The 15,087-nt window shown below is 70.5% G+C and carries 10 protein-coding genes; 3 read left to right on the forward strand and 7 right to left on the reverse strand.

Annotation, left to right across the window (positions count from 1 at the left end; translation table 11 throughout):
- Positions 1 to 3 precede the first annotated feature (3 nt).
- Positions 4 to 2,391 carry an alpha/beta hydrolase family protein gene (locus BMY74_RS39725; protein ID WP_089926163.1) on the reverse strand — a complete coding sequence of 796 codons (2,388 nt, stop codon included), beginning with the start codon at positions 2,389 to 2,391 and terminating at the stop codon, positions 4 to 6.
- 119 nt (positions 2,392 to 2,510) lie between these two features.
- Here BMY74_RS39725 and BMY74_RS39730 point away from each other — a divergent pair, with 119 nt between their 5' ends.
- On the forward strand, positions 2,511 to 4,388 hold the full coding sequence (locus tag BMY74_RS39730; RefSeq protein WP_089926166.1) for a S41 family peptidase: 1,878 nt from the start codon (positions 2,511 to 2,513) through the stop codon (positions 4,386 to 4,388).
- A gap of 54 nt (positions 4,389 to 4,442) precedes the next feature.
- Here BMY74_RS39730 and BMY74_RS39735 read toward each other — a convergent pair whose 3' ends face one another.
- Together BMY74_RS39735 and BMY74_RS39740 are read right to left on the reverse strand one after the other, a co-directional pair.
- Positions 4,443 to 5,015 (reverse strand): hypothetical protein, encoded by a 573-nt coding sequence (locus BMY74_RS39735; RefSeq protein WP_089926169.1) that lies wholly within the window; start codon positions 5,013 to 5,015, stop codon positions 4,443 to 4,445.
- A gap of 75 nt (positions 5,016 to 5,090) precedes the next feature.
- On the reverse strand, positions 5,091 to 6,017 hold the full coding sequence (locus BMY74_RS39740) for a LuxR C-terminal-related transcriptional regulator (RefSeq protein WP_143091907.1): 927 nt from the start codon (positions 6,015 to 6,017) through the stop codon (positions 5,091 to 5,093).
- Positions 6,018 to 6,208: 191 nt separating this feature from the next.
- On the opposite strand from BMY74_RS39740, the gene BMY74_RS39745 reads away from it, so the two are divergent.
- Entirely contained in the window at positions 6,209 to 7,996 is a 1,788-nt protein-coding gene (locus BMY74_RS39745; RefSeq protein ID WP_089926435.1) for a S8 family peptidase, read from the forward strand.
- A 370-nt stretch (positions 7,997 to 8,366) separates the two neighbouring features.
- Positions 8,367 to 9,116 (forward strand): PIG-L family deacetylase, encoded by a 750-nt coding sequence (locus BMY74_RS39750; protein WP_089926175.1) that lies wholly within the window; start codon positions 8,367 to 8,369, stop codon positions 9,114 to 9,116.
- 55 nt (positions 9,117 to 9,171) lie between these two features.
- Here BMY74_RS39750 and BMY74_RS39755 read toward each other — a convergent pair whose 3' ends face one another.
- The 4 genes from BMY74_RS39755 to BMY74_RS39770 form a co-directional block, all read right to left on the reverse strand.
- Entirely contained in the window at positions 9,172 to 9,771 is a 600-nt protein-coding gene (locus tag BMY74_RS39755) for an LPXTG cell wall anchor domain-containing protein (RefSeq protein ID WP_143091908.1), read from the reverse strand.
- 131 nt (positions 9,772 to 9,902) lie between these two features.
- Positions 9,903 to 12,773, reverse strand: a complete 2,871-nt coding sequence (locus tag BMY74_RS39760; protein ID WP_089926182.1) for a bifunctional RecB family nuclease/DEAD/DEAH box helicase — start codon at positions 12,771 to 12,773, stop codon at positions 9,903 to 9,905.
- Between the two features lie 123 nt (positions 12,774 to 12,896).
- Entirely contained in the window at positions 12,897 to 13,559 is a 663-nt protein-coding gene (ku, locus tag BMY74_RS39765) for a non-homologous end joining protein Ku (RefSeq protein WP_089926185.1), read from the reverse strand.
- A gap of 119 nt (positions 13,560 to 13,678) precedes the next feature.
- A complete protein-coding gene (locus tag BMY74_RS39770; protein WP_089926188.1) occupies positions 13,679 to 15,064 on the reverse strand; it encodes an SDR family oxidoreductase in 1,386 nt (461 codons plus the stop codon).
- Positions 15,065 to 15,087: the final 23 nt, after the last annotated feature.

Genomic DNA, 15,087 nt, shown 5'->3' on the forward strand with positions numbered 1-15,087 from the left:
GAGTCAACTGCGTTCCAGGTTCCCATCCTCTCCACGTCCACGATCGGGTGACTGGTTCAGATCGGTCGGGACGAGTTCCGCGAACGCCTTCCGGTAGGCCGCGCACCGGTGGTAGTCGCTGTGGGTCTCCACTGTGGACGCGCCCTCCAGGGTCTCGTCCGCGCGGCGGTCGGCGGTACCGCCCGTCCAGCTCTGCACCGGGAAACCGAGGTAGTCGGTCCGGCGCCACAGGTTCACCCAGTTCGCGCCCAGCAACGACGACAGCCCGCCCTCCTGCGGCTCGCCCGGCGGCCGCCACCACGGGTCGAGGCTGAAGAACGTGCCCGCGCGCACCTGCGGGGTGCCGAGCACCGGCGGCCCGAGCAGCTCGGGGAAGATCCGCCCGAAGTAGGGCCGCAGCTGCACGCCGTACGTCAGCAGCCGCACGCGCCCCAGATCCTCCGGCGGCAACGCGTAGATGGCCGCCACGGCGAGCACCGCGCCGAGGCTGTGCGCCGAGAGCACCACGCGGTTCTCCGGCGACTGCGCCAGCCACGAGTGGGTGTGCTCGGCGAGTTCCGGCACCGCGCGCTCCGCGTAGCAGGGCGGCGCGAACGGGTGCGCCGCGCGCGGCAGGAAGCACATCAGGTCCCACACCAGCCCGAGCGGCCGGCGGTTGGTGAGCGTGCCGGCCCCGATGAACGCCCCGACCACCGCCACTCCCACGAGACCGATGACCCAGTTGCTCCCGTTCACCACCCACGTGATGTTCGACCACCGGGCCCACGCGGGCGACGCGAAGGAGAGGTAACACGTCAGCACGAGAGCGAGCACGCTGATCGTCGACAGCACGCCGACGACGTTCTCGGCGCGGTGGGCCACGGCGGCGAGGTGCCGCGCCCGCACCACCGACGACGTGCCCTCACCGTCGAACGGCGACGGCCTCTTCCAGCGGGCCATGAAGAATCCGGCGTGCACCAACAAGAACACCAGCAGCAGGACCGCGACACAGGCGAAGGTCGCGCCGAACCACAGGTAGAACGACGACGCCCGCAGCCCCGCGCCGACCCAGCCGCGGAACGTCAGCACCAGCACGGTCGACAACGTCACCGACGCCGTCAGCGACAGCCCGAGCAGCACACCGGGTCCCGCGCCGTGCCACGCCTGCCACCCGTCGCCCTTCCGCGGCCACGCCCTCCACAGGAAGGCGCCACCCACCAGGACAACGCCGATCCACGCCCACGAGGACCAGTGCCCCGCAACCATGAACGCGGCGAACAGCACCACGAACACGAGCGGGCCCTTCTTGTCGTTGCGCCGCCACGACCACGCCGCCAGCGTCGACCCGAGCAACGCCGCGGTGACGACCGGCGGCCCCCACTGCACGAGCAGCAGCGGACCGTCGAACGCGGGCGCGAGGACGTAGATCCCGGCCAGGTGCGCGGCCAGCACGAGTGCCGCCGCCACCACCAGCCAGCGCGACCACGGACCGTTCCCGACCGACTGCGGCACGTCCGGTCCGTCCGCCGCCGTCACGACCACCCGCGCGACGACGACGGCGAGCACCGCGGCAGCGGCGACGGTGACGCCGAAGAAGAAGGTCTGCGGCACCTGGACGCTCGTCACCAGCGCCACCACCGAGAACCCCGCCGCGAGGTGCAGCCGGGTGAGCCGGCCGACCCGCGAGTCGCCCTGCCACATCGACGACCGGCCGAGCATCACCCCGTCATGGCGTTCCGGCGTGCTCTGCGCCGCCTCGTACCTGCTGCGGGACAACGAGGTGAGCGCCACCAGACCGAGGAGCAGCAGCACCGGCACGACGGAGGCGACGAGCACCCGGACGTGCCGCGGCGGGTCCCCGAGCACGTCGAGGAACTCGGGCAGCCGCCGGCAGTTCGCCGCGGGCAGCGAGCACTGGACCGCGTAGACGTCGATCGCGACCTCGCACACGGCGAGCACGAGCAGCAACGTGAGCCCCAGCCCGAACAGGCGCGTGCTGGCCGCGCCGCGCCCGGAGTTCCACCACACCTTCTGCGGCTTGTCCGGCGACGCGTCGACGGGCAGTTTCCGGGACCAGTAGGCGACGTTCGCGAGCCCGAACGGCAGCAGCAGCGCCCATCCGATGCGGCCCAGCAGGTTCACGGCCCTGGACGGAACCCCGCTGCCGCCGATCCCCGGACTGCTGCGCGCCATCCCGCCCCACGAGTAGGCCTCCCGCCGCACGCCGGGCGGGGCCTGACCGGGGTGTCCCTGGGGCAGCGCGGCCACCCGGTCCGGTTTCGTCTCCCAGAAGCTGCCGAGCTTGTCGCAGCCGCTGAACCGCTCGACGTCGTCCGGTGACAGGGCCAGCATCGCGTGCGGGGGCGTGTTGTTCACCCCGTGGATGCGCAGTTCGAGGACACGTGGACTCATGGCGCGCCTCCCTCTACTCCAGTTGTCGTCCCGGGAACTGCTCCAGTTAGCGGCCGAACGGGTGAAAAAGGTGTATCCAGACGGCCTCGGAAGCCTCTACTGAGCAAGGAGGCCCCACCATGACCGCAACCGCTCACCCGAACATCGCGAACTCCGTCGGACTCGCCGAGTTCCTCGCCACCGCGGGCACGCTCACCCTGGCGCAGCGCAAGCTCATCGTCGACCAGGCGTTGATCCTGCTGGAGCAGAACTACGCGCACCTGCCTCTGAAAGTCGCCATGCACGCCGTGAACCCCGTGCAGCGACTCAGAGTTCTCAGAGCGAGACTCGAACGGCAGACCGACGCGACGGCCGAGGCCGAGTGGCAGTTCCACCGCGAGCTGTCGAGCACCTTCCACTCGGTGCGCGACCTGCACACGAACTACCTGCTGCCCGCGCCGTTCGCCGGCAAGATCGCCTTCCTGCCGTTCCAGCTGGAGCGCTGCTTCGCGCAGGACGGCACCGAGCAGTACCTCGTCGCCCGCACGGTCGCCGGCTTCACCGGCCTGGCGGTCGGCGCCGAGGTGACGCACTGGAACGGCACGCCGATCGCCCGTGCCGTCGCGCTGAACGGCGCGGTCTTCGCGGGCAGCAACACCGCCGCGAACCTCGCCCGCGGCCTCGAGTCGCTCACGTTGCGCCCCTTGGTGATCCAGCTCCCGCCCGACGAGGACTGGGTCGTCGTCAGCTACCGCACCGAGGCGGGCGCCGCGGAGGAGATCCGCGTCGACTGGCAGGTCACCGAGAACCTGCCACCGATGACGGACGTGGATTCTCTGTCACCGGCCGCGGCCGCCCAGGGCGTCGACCTCGACTCGGACGAGAAGGCGCGCGCCAAGAAGTTGTTGCACGCGCCCAAAGTCGTGCAGGCAGAGGCCGCGGGCGGCGCGGTCGCGATGGCCGCGCAGGACGTCGCGACGACGATGCCCGGCGTGTTCCGGGCGCGTCCCGTCACCACGCCGTCCGGCACGTTCGGGCACCTGCGGATCTTCACCTTCAGCGTCGACGACCCGGAGGCGTTCCTCGCCGAGTTCGTCCGGCTCGCGAACCTGTTGCCGCAGAACGGACTCATCGTCGACGTCCGCGACAACGGCGGCGGCCACATCTTCGCCTCGGAGTTCCTGCTCCAGACGATGACGCCGAAGCGGATCGCGCCGGAACCCGTGCAGTTCCTGAGCACGCCGCTCAACCTGAGGATCTGCCGCCGCCACGCGGAGGACCCGACCGGCCAGATCGACCTCGGCCCGTGGTTCCCGTCGCTCGACAGCTCGACCGAGACGGGCCAGGCGTTCTCCTGCTCGCACACCATCACGCCGGTCGACGGCGCGAACGCCGTGGGCCAGACCTACCACGGCCCGGTCGTGCTGATCACCGACGCGCGCTGCTACTCGGCCACGGACATCTTCGCCGCGGGCTGGGCCGACCACGAACTGGGCCCCATCCTCGGCGTGGACGACAACACCGGCGCGGGTGGCGCGAACGTGTGGACGCACGGACTGCTGGCGACCCTGCTGAAGATCCCGGCGCCGGTGGACCCGGAGTCGCCGTACCGGCCGTTGCCCAACAAGGCGAACATGCGCGTGTCGATCCGCCGCACGTTGCGCGTCGGCAAGCTCGCGGGCACGCCCGTGGAGGACCTCGGCGTGCGTCCGACGCACCAGCACAAGACCACGCGCGCGGATCTCCTGCAGGGCAACGTGGACCTGCTCGCACGGGCGGGGGAGTTGTTGGAGGAGCTGCCGGTGCGGCGGCTCGGGGTGGCGGTCGCGGGCACGACCGTCTCACTGGACACCGTGAACCTCGACCGGGTGGACGTCTACGTCGACGGCCGCCCGGCGACCTCGCTGGACGTGACCGACGGCGCGCACACCGCGACGTTGACCGCGACCGGGCGCGAGGTGCGCGTCGAGGGGTTCGCGGACGGGCAGCTGGTGGCCGCGCGCAAGGTCGCCAGTTGATCGGGCGGGCGCTTCCGGTGACTCCATGGCCGGAAGCGCCCGCACCCTCAGCCCCTACCGCGTGAAGGTGTACGCGCGGTCGGCGGCGATGGCCGCCACCTGGGCCTTGGTGTCCGGAGCCCAGCTCTGCGCCCAGACGACCTCACCGTTGCGGCGGAAGTTCCACGCGATGGTGATGCCGTACTGGGTGTTCTCGGTGAACACGGTCACGCCGCCCTTGTGGTCGCTGACCTGGCCGGTGCAGGTGTCCCGCTCGCAGAGTTGCTTCGGTGAGTCCGTGAAGAAGCCCGGCGCGTTGACCTGCGTGAACACCTCGGTGTCCTGGCCGCGGTAGGTGAGCCTGGTCCAGCTGGTCAGGTACTGCTGACCGTCCTCGATCCTGCCGGCCGACTCGCCGCCCCACTGCCCGTGCACGACGTTCTGGGCGCCGCGGAAGAGCCGCGGGAACGTCTGCTCCTGGCGGTCGGTGAACTCCGCCGCCTGCTCCTGCAGCTCCGCCTTGGTCTTGTGGACCGGCGTGACGTCCTTCGGCGGCCACGTCAGGTCCGCGGACGCCGACGCCGTACCCGTGATCCCGATGAGTGCCAGGCCCGTCAGGGCAGCCGCCATCACCTTGAGCATGCGCATTTTTTGAATCCCCCTGGGTGAGTACTTGCTTGCTGTGGGTAAGACGCCACAAGATCACCCGGGGTTGCATGCCGCCTAGAGCCAGCCTCGCCGCATCGCCTGGACGCCGGCCTGGAACCGCGTCTGCGCCCCGCACCGGTCCATCAGCTGCCGCACCCGCCGCTGCACCGTCCGCGGCGCGAGCCCGAGCTGCCGCGCGATCGACTCGTCGGTGAGCCCGGCGGCCAGCAGCCCCAGCAGGTTCGGGTCGACGTCGGCCGCGGCCGCGTAGATGCCCCCCGGGCTGAACGGGATCCCCTTGTCCCAGTACAGCTCGAACGTCGACCGCAGCACGTCGAGCAACGCGGACGGGCGGATCAGCAGCACCTTGTCGACCACGTCGCCGTTGACGACGGGGAGCACGGCCGCGTGCGTGTCGATCACCGCGAGCTTGAACGGCAGCGTCGGCGTGACGCGGGCGCGTTCGCCGGCCGCGACCAGTTCGATGATCTCCGTGACCCTGCCGGGGATGTCGACGGCCGAGCGGTCGTAGACGACGCGCCACTGCACGTCCCGTTCGCGCGTCTCGTCCTCGAGCGCGACGTGCTGGCCCAGCGGCGTCACGTACGGCGGCTGGTCGAGCACGCAGACCTCGTCGCGGGCGCCGCGCAGCAGGGCGTGCCACAGCTCGCGGACGGCGTCCACACCGGACACCACCTCGACGAACGCGTTGTCCGCCAGCTCCTCGCCGCGGTTGCGCAGGTACAGCTCCATCAGCGGGCCGACGTCCGCGCGGGCTCGGCGGTTCTGCTCCTCGCGGGCCGCGATCAGCGCCTCCACGGCCAGGTCGGGCGCGACGGCCTGCCACACGTCCCCTGGCAGGTGCCGGACCAGGCCGAACTCCCGCATCCGCTCCAGCAGCGAGGCGTTGACGCCGATTTCGTCCGTCGTGCGGCTTCCGCCCGTTACCAGGAGCTCGTAAACGGCGGTGAGCTCCGGTGCGACGCCCAAGTGTCCGAACACGGCCACATTGTGCGCCATTCAGCGCAACACCCGTGTCGTGAACACGACAGTGTCGGAAATCGGACTCCGCTAGACCTGTTTTCGCAGGTGTGACCCGACTTACGGTCCCTCCACCTCCGCAGCCGGTTCAGAACCCTGACGCCCTCAACGGCACGCGAAGGCCCTGCGTGGAAGGACCTCACGTGAACAAGATGCGACGCACGAGTGTGTGCGCCGCGGCAGTTTCCGCCGCCGTGCTCAGCGTTGTCGCCCCCTCGGCGACCGCTGCCCCCGCCCAGATCCAGTCCCAGCCGGACTCGACCCAGGTGAACCGCCCCTTCGAGCGGCTGATCGTCGGCTACAAGCCCGGCACCGCCGAGGCCTCGTCCGACACCGCTGCCTCGGACGACGCCCGCAAGAAGGGCAAGTCGCTGCACCGCCGCACGGCGAGTGGCGCTGTCGTCGTCGACCTCGGCTCGAAGACCACGAACGCCGACAGCACCATCCAGGCGTTCAAGAACGACCCGAAGGTCGCCTACGTCGAGCCGGACCTGCTGATGCAGCCGTTCGCCGACCCGAACGACACCGAGTACTCCAGGCAGTGGGACCTCTTCGAGGCCACCGCGGGCATGAACGTGCCCGGCGCCTGGTCCAGCACCACCGGCGCGGGCGTCACCGTCGCCGTGATCGACACCGGGTACGTCGCGCACAGCGACCTGGCGAGCAAGGTCGTCGCGGGGTACGACTTCGTTTCGGACTCGGCGCGCGCTCGGGACAACAACGGCCGTGACTCGAACCCGGCCGACGAGGGCGACTGGGTCGCCCGCGGCGAGTGCGGCACCGACGCCAACGGCAACCCGGTTCCGGCCGCCGACCAGGGCTCGTCCTGGCACGGCACGCACGTCGCCGGCACCATCGCCGCGGCCACGAACAACAGCAAGGGCATCGCGGGCATCGCCTACGACGCGAAGATCCAGCCCCTGCGCGTCCTCGCCAAGTGCGGCGGCGCCACCTCGGACATCGCCGACGCGATCACCTGGGCCTCCGGCGGCACGGTGAGCGGCGTGCCCGCGAACCAGAACGTCGCCAAGGTCATCAACATGTCCCTGGGCGGCCAGTCCTCCTGCTCCACGACGTACCAGAACGCGATCAACGGCGCCATCAACCGCGGCACCACGGTCGTCGTCGCGGCGGGCAACTCCAACATGAACGTCGCGAACTTCACCCCGGCCAACTGCAACGGCGTCATCACCGTCGCGGCCTCCTCTCGTGAGGGCAACAAGGCGTTCTACTCGAACTTCGGCACCCGCATCGACATCGCGGCCCCCGGCGGCGAGACCCGCCGAGGCACCGACACCCCCGGCACCATCACCACGCCGGAGAACGGCATCTGGTCGACGCTGAACGCCGGCACCACCACCCCCGGCGCCGAGAACTACAAGCCCTACCAGGGCACCTCGATGGCGGCCCCGCACATCGCGGGCCTCGCGGCACTGCTCGTCGCCAAGAAGCCGTCGCTCACCCCGGCCGAGGTCAAGGACCTGATCAAGACCAACGCCCGCACCTTCCCCGGCACCTGCTCGGGCGGCTGCGGCGCGGGCCTCGCGGACGCCACCAAGACCGTGAACGCCGTCGACACCACCCCGCCGCCCTCCGGCGGCCTGGAGAACACGACCGACGTGGCCATCCCGGACCGCGGCACCGCCGTCACGTCCTCCATCAACTCCACGGTGACGGGCAACGCCTCCGCCACCACCAAGGTCGGCGTGGACATCGTCCACACCTACCGCGGCGACCTGGTGATCGACCTGGTCGCGCCGGACGGCACCGCCTACCGGCTGAAGAACTCGTCCTCTTCGGACAGTGCCGACAACGTGGTGGCGACCTACACGGTCAACGCCTCGTCCGAGGTCGCGGCGGGCACGTGGAAGCTGCGGGTCCAGGACGTGTACTCCGGTGACACCGGGTACATCAACGCCTGGAACCTGACCCTGCGATAGCTCCACGAGTTCGCCGAGGGGCGGCGCCTCCCAGCCTGTACTGGGGGAGCGCCGCCCTTTCACGTGCGGCGCGAACTGCCCAAGGGCTGCCGGGGGCGAGAAGCCCCTCGCACGACAGGGCGACGGCGGAGCGGAGACACCTGCTGCCAGCGGCAATGCCGAAGGCGAGGCGTCCCTCTGCGCTGAACGGCCAATGGTGAAGCCGAGGCACCCTGCCGCCAACCGCAATGCCGCAGGCGAGGCGTCCTTACCTTCGCCTGCCCGGGACGCGGACACGACAGCCGCCCACCCCGCTGGAACCGGCACCAGCCGGCACAACCCGACCCGCGTAGGCGAATAACCCCACCCGCCCACGGGTAACGTCAAAACCATGGCCACACTGGTGACGTTCCACGCCCACCCCGACGACGAGTGCATCGTGACCGGCGGCGTGATGCGCAAGGCGTTCGAAGAGGGGCACCGGGTCGTGCTCGTCGTCGCGACGCGCGGCGAGGCCGGCGAGGTCCCGGACTTCCTGGACGAGGGCGAAGAACTCTGGCAGCGCCGCGTCGTCGAGACGCACGCGGCAGCGGACCTGCTGGGCGTGGCGCGCGTGGAGTTCCTGGGGTACCGCGATTCCGGGATGATGGGCGACGAGCTCAACGACCAGCCCGGCTCGTTCTGGACCGCGGACGTCGAGGAGGCGGCCCAGAAGCTCGCGGCGATCCTCGTCGACGAGGATGCGAAGGTGCTCACCACGTACGACAGCTTCGGCGGCTACGGTCACCCCGACCACATCCAGACGCACCGCGTGGGCATGCGCGCCGCGGAGATCGCGGGCACGCCGGCCGTCTACCAGGCGCTGGTGCGGGAGTCGGCGTTCCGCGAGGCGTTCCGGCGGGCGAACATCGAGGAGCCGCCGCCGCTGGGTGAGGGTGCGGTGCCGGAGTCGGAGATCAACGTCGGTGTCGACGTCTCGAAGTACCTGGAGGTGAAGCGGCAGGCGATGCGGGCGCACGCCTCGCAGATCCCCGAGCAGTCGTTCTTCCTGTCGCTCGACGAACCCACGTTCGCGCACGCGTTCGCCACGGAGTGGTTCATCCGCGAGGGACACGAGCCCGCGACCGCGATGGACCTCTAGAAACGAAAGCGGGGCGGTCCTCGGAAGGACCGCCCCGCTTCGTGGTTCAGCTAGTTCACGCGCTGCGGCGGCGACGCAGGAACAGCAGGGTGCCGGCACCGGCACCGACGAGACCCACACCCGAGAGCAGCAGCCACATCGGCGAGGCACCGGTCGCCGCGAGGGGCGGTTCCGGGGCGCTGCCGGCGGGAGCGGCCGGGGTGGACGACGGCGGGACCTCGGAGGACGAGGGCGTCTCCGGGGACGTCACGACCGGCTTGGTCGTGGTCGTCGTCGTGGTGGTCGTGGTCGTGGTCGGCGGCGTCTTCACGCACGCCGGGGTCTCGTGCGTCTTCTCGTAGTTGTACTTCGAGCCGTCCGAGGCGGTCACCTTGATGGTGAAGGTGTGCTTGACGGTGCCGTCGGCCTCGAACTTCTTCTCGCCCCAGTTCTGGCCGAACTTCTCGTCGGCCAGGACCTTGTCACCGTCCTTGATCAGCACGGTGTTCTTGTCGCCGCCCGCGTACTGGGTCAGCTTGACCTTCAGCACAGCCTTGTCCTTGACGCACTCCGCTGACGACACCGGGGTGTGCGCGCTGGCCGGGGTAGCCAGTGCCAGCGAAGCGAGGGCTGCGGTGGCCGTCACCGCGAGCGCGCCGAGAACTCTGCTTGCCATGGAAACTCCTGCTCTGCATTGGTGCGATGGCGGATCAAACAAGTGAAATGCCAAATCACCCGACCGGGTGAACCGCGCCACGCTAACAACTCAGAGCGTTCGAAAGGTCACTGTATGGCAACGCTACGGTGTCACCACGGGTAGATCCGCATGTTTTCTGTTAGCCCGATCGTGCCGGCGACCAACCGCATCTGTTCCACGCCCCGCACGTCGGCGTCCAGCAGCCGCGGCGAGCAGATCATCACGGCGAGCACCTGGGCGCGCGACAGGGCCACGTTCAATCTGTTGCGTGACAAAAGAAAGTCCAGGCCACGCGGCAGGTCCACGGTGGACGACGACGTCATGGACATGATGACGGCCGGTGCCTCCTGGCCCTGGAAGCGGTCCACCGTGCCCACTCGGGTGTCCCCGAAGCCCGCCTCGGCGAGCTTGCGGCGGATCACCCGCACCTGCAGGTTGTACGGCGCGACGACCAGAACGTCCGTATCGGTCAGTTCGCGCGTTTTGCCGTTGTCCGTCCAAGTGCGACCGACGATCGCGCGCACGGTGTCGACCACGGCGTCGGCCTCTTCGACCGACGACGTGATGTTGTGCCGGTGGTCGACCTCGCGCAGGTAGATGCCGGGTTCGACCCCGGAGATCGACCGCAGTGCCGCCGACTCGTGCGAATGGAGCAGCCCGGCGTACGAGAGCTCCGACACGGGACGGCACACCGCCGGGTGCATCCGGCGCGTCTCCGCCAGGAAGTAGCCGAGGTGCGGGGGGATCACGTCCGCGTCGCCCAGCAGGTGGCCCAGCGCCGAGGCGTCCGAACCGGGCGGGTGCACGCCCTGCACCACCTGCGGCAGTTGCTGGGGATCGCCCAGCAGCACGAGGTTGCGCGCCGCCGTCCCCACCGCCACGGCGTCGGCCAGCGCGAACTGGCCCGCCTCGTCGATGATCATCACGTCGAACGGCTGCGCCTTGATCACCGCGTTGGAGAAGGTCCAGGCCGTGCCGCCGACCAGGTGACCCTGCGGGTGCTCCTCACGCCACTGCGCCAGGGCGCCGTTGCTCTTCGGCTGGTCCCACGGCAGGCCCTCCTCGGGCTTCTTCTCCTTGGGGCGCTTGGCCATCGGGATGTCCGGGTCGACGCTCGACAGCACGTTCTCCACGGCCTTGTGCGACGTCGACGTCACCGCGACCGTCTTGCCCTGGTCGATCAGGTGCCGCACGAGCTTCGTCGCGAGGTAGGTCTTGCCGGCGCCGGGCGGCCCCTGCACGGCGAGCGTGCCGCCGTCGAGCTGGTCGACGGCCTTGATCACGGCCTGCACCACGTCGGGGTGCTGCGGCAGCGGTTGCGCGGGCGGCGTGCGCAGCAGCAGGTCGATGCCGGGGTTGCGGGGGAGCAGCGGCAACAGGCCGACGGCCTGCTCGGCCAGTTCCGCGACGGCCTCGTCCTTCGGCGACGCGGGCACCGGGCTGCCCGGCAGCACCGCGATCGGCATCTCGCCGTGCTCGACCGCGTTGCTCTCGGTCAGCACCAGCTCGTACGGGTTGTCGTCCGCCACGACCGCGTTGCGCGTCATGTTGCCGGGGTAGAGCAGCCGGACCTGCTCCCCGGAACCGAACGGGTGCGGCCGCTCCGGGTCGATCCGCGCGTGCACCTGCCGCTTGTGCGTCCGGACCCGCCCGGCCGGCGGCACCCAGTCGTCCGCCCGCACCGTGATCGGCACCGCGCAGTTCGAGTCGGTCTCCAGGTCGGAGATCGGCGCCAGGGCCTGCCGGAAGAAGTCGCCCCACGCCGGACTGGCCTCGCGCCGGTGGTACCCGACCGTCGCCGCGAACAACGCGTGTCCCTCGGCCATCAACGGCTCGGTCAGCGCCGCCATCCGGCGCGCCCGCTCGGCGGCCTTCTCCAACGCGGCCTCGTCGCGTTCCTCGCGCACGGCCGTCTCGATCTCGCGCTCGACCTTGATGCGGTGCAACAGGTCCCGGAGGCCCCGTGTCGGGACCTCGTCGTCCAGCAACGGCTTCAGCGCGGACAGCGTGTACTCCCTTGTGGACACCCGCAACACCCGCCGCGTCAACGCCCCGAGGTCGACGCACCGCCGCACGAGCTCGTCCACTTCGGACTCCAGTGTCGCCGACCGCGCGGCCCGTCCGGCGAGGTCGTGCGGCGCGAAGTGGTAGACGGTGCCGGCCGGTGTGCGCTCGACGAACTCCGCGAACGTGCCGGACCACCCCGGAGTGCGGAACGTGTCGCCGTCGACCTCCAGGAACACGTCGTCCTCGGAGGGCCCCGGCAGGTTCGCCAGCGCCTCGGGCGCCACGACCTCGTAGGTGGTGACGCCGGTGCGCTCCTGCTGCACCTGGAGCCGCGCCTGCGCGGTCAGCGCGGTGAACGACGCCGGCGACAGGGTGGCGGGACGTTCCTCGGTCTCGGCAAGTGCGTCGATGGTGTCAATGCCGACCGAAACCAGCTTTCGCCTCTGGTCGGCCCGCAACCCCGCCACCAGCGAGAGGTCCCGTGCCTGCTCACGGCCGGAAGCGCAGTGACGGGCGAACCGGCAGCCGGTGCAGGCCGCGCGCACGTCACCCCACGAGCGGGCAGGCGCGGGGGAGGGCTTCGCGAGCCGGGTCCGCAGGCGGCCGAGCAGGGGCGTGAAGTCGGCGACGCGGAACGACGTGCGCCTGCCGTCGACGACCAGGTGGGCGCGCGCGGCACCCAGCGACTCGGCAGCCGCCACCAGCGACAACACGGCCAGTGGCGTTGCCTCGGGGACCTCGTCGCACGGCTCGTAGCCGTCGGGGGTGCGCACGAGCATCTGGGCCGAGCAGTGGAAGGCGCCGTCGAAGAACACGGCGTTCTCGACCAGCTCCGCGCCGGAGCGCATCTCCTCGGCCGTCCTGGCCGCCTGCCGGTGCAGCTCGGCGGGGTCGCCACGCCGCTCGTCGCGCGCCAGGTAGCTGCGGTGTTCGCATTCGAGCAGGTCGACGAGGTCGGACGGACTGGCGAGCATGGTCGGTGATGCTAGTCAGCCCCACCGACAACGGTGGGACCTCGCCCCCGGCGGCACGGGCGCGCGACCCGCGTTCATCCCCGACTCGCGGGTCGCGCGCCCGCTCCCACCTGGAGCGGTGGCCTAGACGTTCGCCTCCACGAGATGCAGCAACGCCTCGTGGTGCGTGTTCGGGTAGTCGCGCGGCTTGAACGGACGCATCTGCGCCCGCACCAGCGCCGCCGCCGCGGCCAGTTCGCCGGTGCGCACCTCGGTGTCGCGGTGCAGGAACGCGAAGTGCGGCTCCCGCACCTCGTCCGGCCACAGCAACGTGTGCAGCACCAGCACGCCCTGCTGCGGTCGCAGCGCGGCCAGCGTTTCCTTGCCGCGCAGGGCGAACTTGACGATCGCGGCGGTCTTGGTGCGTTCCAGGGTCTCGCGCAGCAGCACGTAGGACCGCACGGCCAGGTCGTCCGGCTCGACGTAGTAGCTGCGGTGCAGCGCCACCGGGTCGACGTCGGTCTGCGGCGCGAACTGCTGGACGTCGATGACGCCGTCCTCCGGTGAGGGGAGGTCGCCGGGATCGATCTGCACGATCCGGCCGTCGTCGAGCTCGTAGCCGCGCCCGATGTCCTCGGGTGTGAGTCTCAGCGAGCACTCGCCGCACACCTGTTGGTGGCGCACGCGGCCGCTGTCCTCGCGGTGCACCAGGTGTACCTTGCCGCGGTGCTCGGTCGCCGCCGAGACCAGCCGCACCGTCATGGTCGTCATCCCGAACCGAAGTGCTCCCCGCCACACAGTTCTCATGACAAATGAGTACTCGAACAGGTGTTCAACTACGCGTAAGGGCTGGTGGAAGGCCTCGTTCGGACGCGTCCGACAGGTGTCTCGGACGCGTGTATCCGACGAAAGTCACCCCAACGGCCTCACCAGGCAGAGGGTGCGTAGTCCTTCAGGAAGCAGCCGTACAGGTCCTCGCCGGCCTCGCCGCGCACGATCGGGTCGTACACCCGCGCCGCGCCGTCGACCAGGTCCAGCGGGGCGTGGAAGCCCTCCTCGGCCAGCCGCATCTTCATCGGGTGCGGCCGCTCGTCGGTGATCCACCCGGTGTCGACCGCGGTCATCAGGATGCCGTCGGCCTGCAGCATCTCCTCGGCGCTGGTGCGCGTCAACATGTTCAGCGCGGCCTTCGCCATGTTGGTGTGCGGGTGCCCGGAACCCTTGTAGGCGCGGGAGAACTGCCCCTCCATGGCCGACACGTTCACCACGTACTTGCGGCGGTACGACGACTTGGCCATCGACGCGCGCAGCCGGGAGATGAGCAGGAACGGTGCCGTCGAGTTGCAGAGCTGCACCTCGAGCAGTTCCACCGGGTCGACCTCGTCGACGTTCTGGATCCACGAGTTCGTGGCCGCGGTGTCCGGCACCAGGCCGCCCGCGTCGATGTCCTTGGAACCGGCCATCAGCGCGAGCGTCGTGACCGAGTGCGCCTCGGGCACGGCGGTGCCGGGCAGCGCCAGCTGGCCGTGGCCGCCGAACGAGATCAGCTCGGGCCGCCGGGCGTCGCCGGTCAGGGCCTCGTGCTCGGCGTGGGCCAGCGGCGCGTAGGCCCCGGGGGACCGCCGCACGGTCTGGGCGGCGTTGTTGATGAGGACGTCGAGGGGCCCGCGGGAGGCCACCTCGTCGGCCAGCGCCAGCACCTGGGCCGGGTCGCGCAGGTCGATGCCGACGATCTTGAGGCGGTCGATCCACTCGGCGGCGTCGGGCATCGAGGCGAAGCGGCGGGCCGCGTCCTTGGGGAACCGGGTGGTGATCGTGGTGTGCGCGCCGTCACGCAGCAGGCGCAGCGCGATGTACATGCCGATCTTGGCGCGGCCGCCGGTCAGCAGCGCGTTGCGGCCGGTCAGGTCGGTGCGGGCGTCGCGCTTGCTGTGGTTGAACGCGGCGCAGTCCGGGCAGAGGTTGTGGTAGAAGGCGTCCACCTCGACGAACCTCTTGCGGCACGTGTAGCAGGAACGCGCGCGCAGCAGCGTGCCCGCCGTGGCGCCGACGGCGTTCGACACGAGCGGAAGGCCCTGGGTCTCGTCGTCGATGCGGTCGGGCGAGCCGGTGGCCGTGAGCGCCGTCACGGCCCGGTCGTTGGCGACGATGGCGGCCTTGCGCTCGGTTTTGCGGAACTTCTTCGCGGCCTTGAAGATCTTCGCGGTGGCCCGGCGGACGCGCACGGCGTCGTCGTGTTCCGCCGGCAGGTCCTCGACCTGGGCAAGCACGCGCAGGCAGACTTCCAGCTCTGCGGGGTCGATCGAGGTCATGAGCAGGCATTTTACGGGGTTGG

The organism is Lentzea albida (assembly GCF_900111005.1).
Classification (GTDB): Bacteria; Actinomycetota; Actinomycetes; order Mycobacteriales; family Pseudonocardiaceae; genus Lentzea; species Lentzea albida.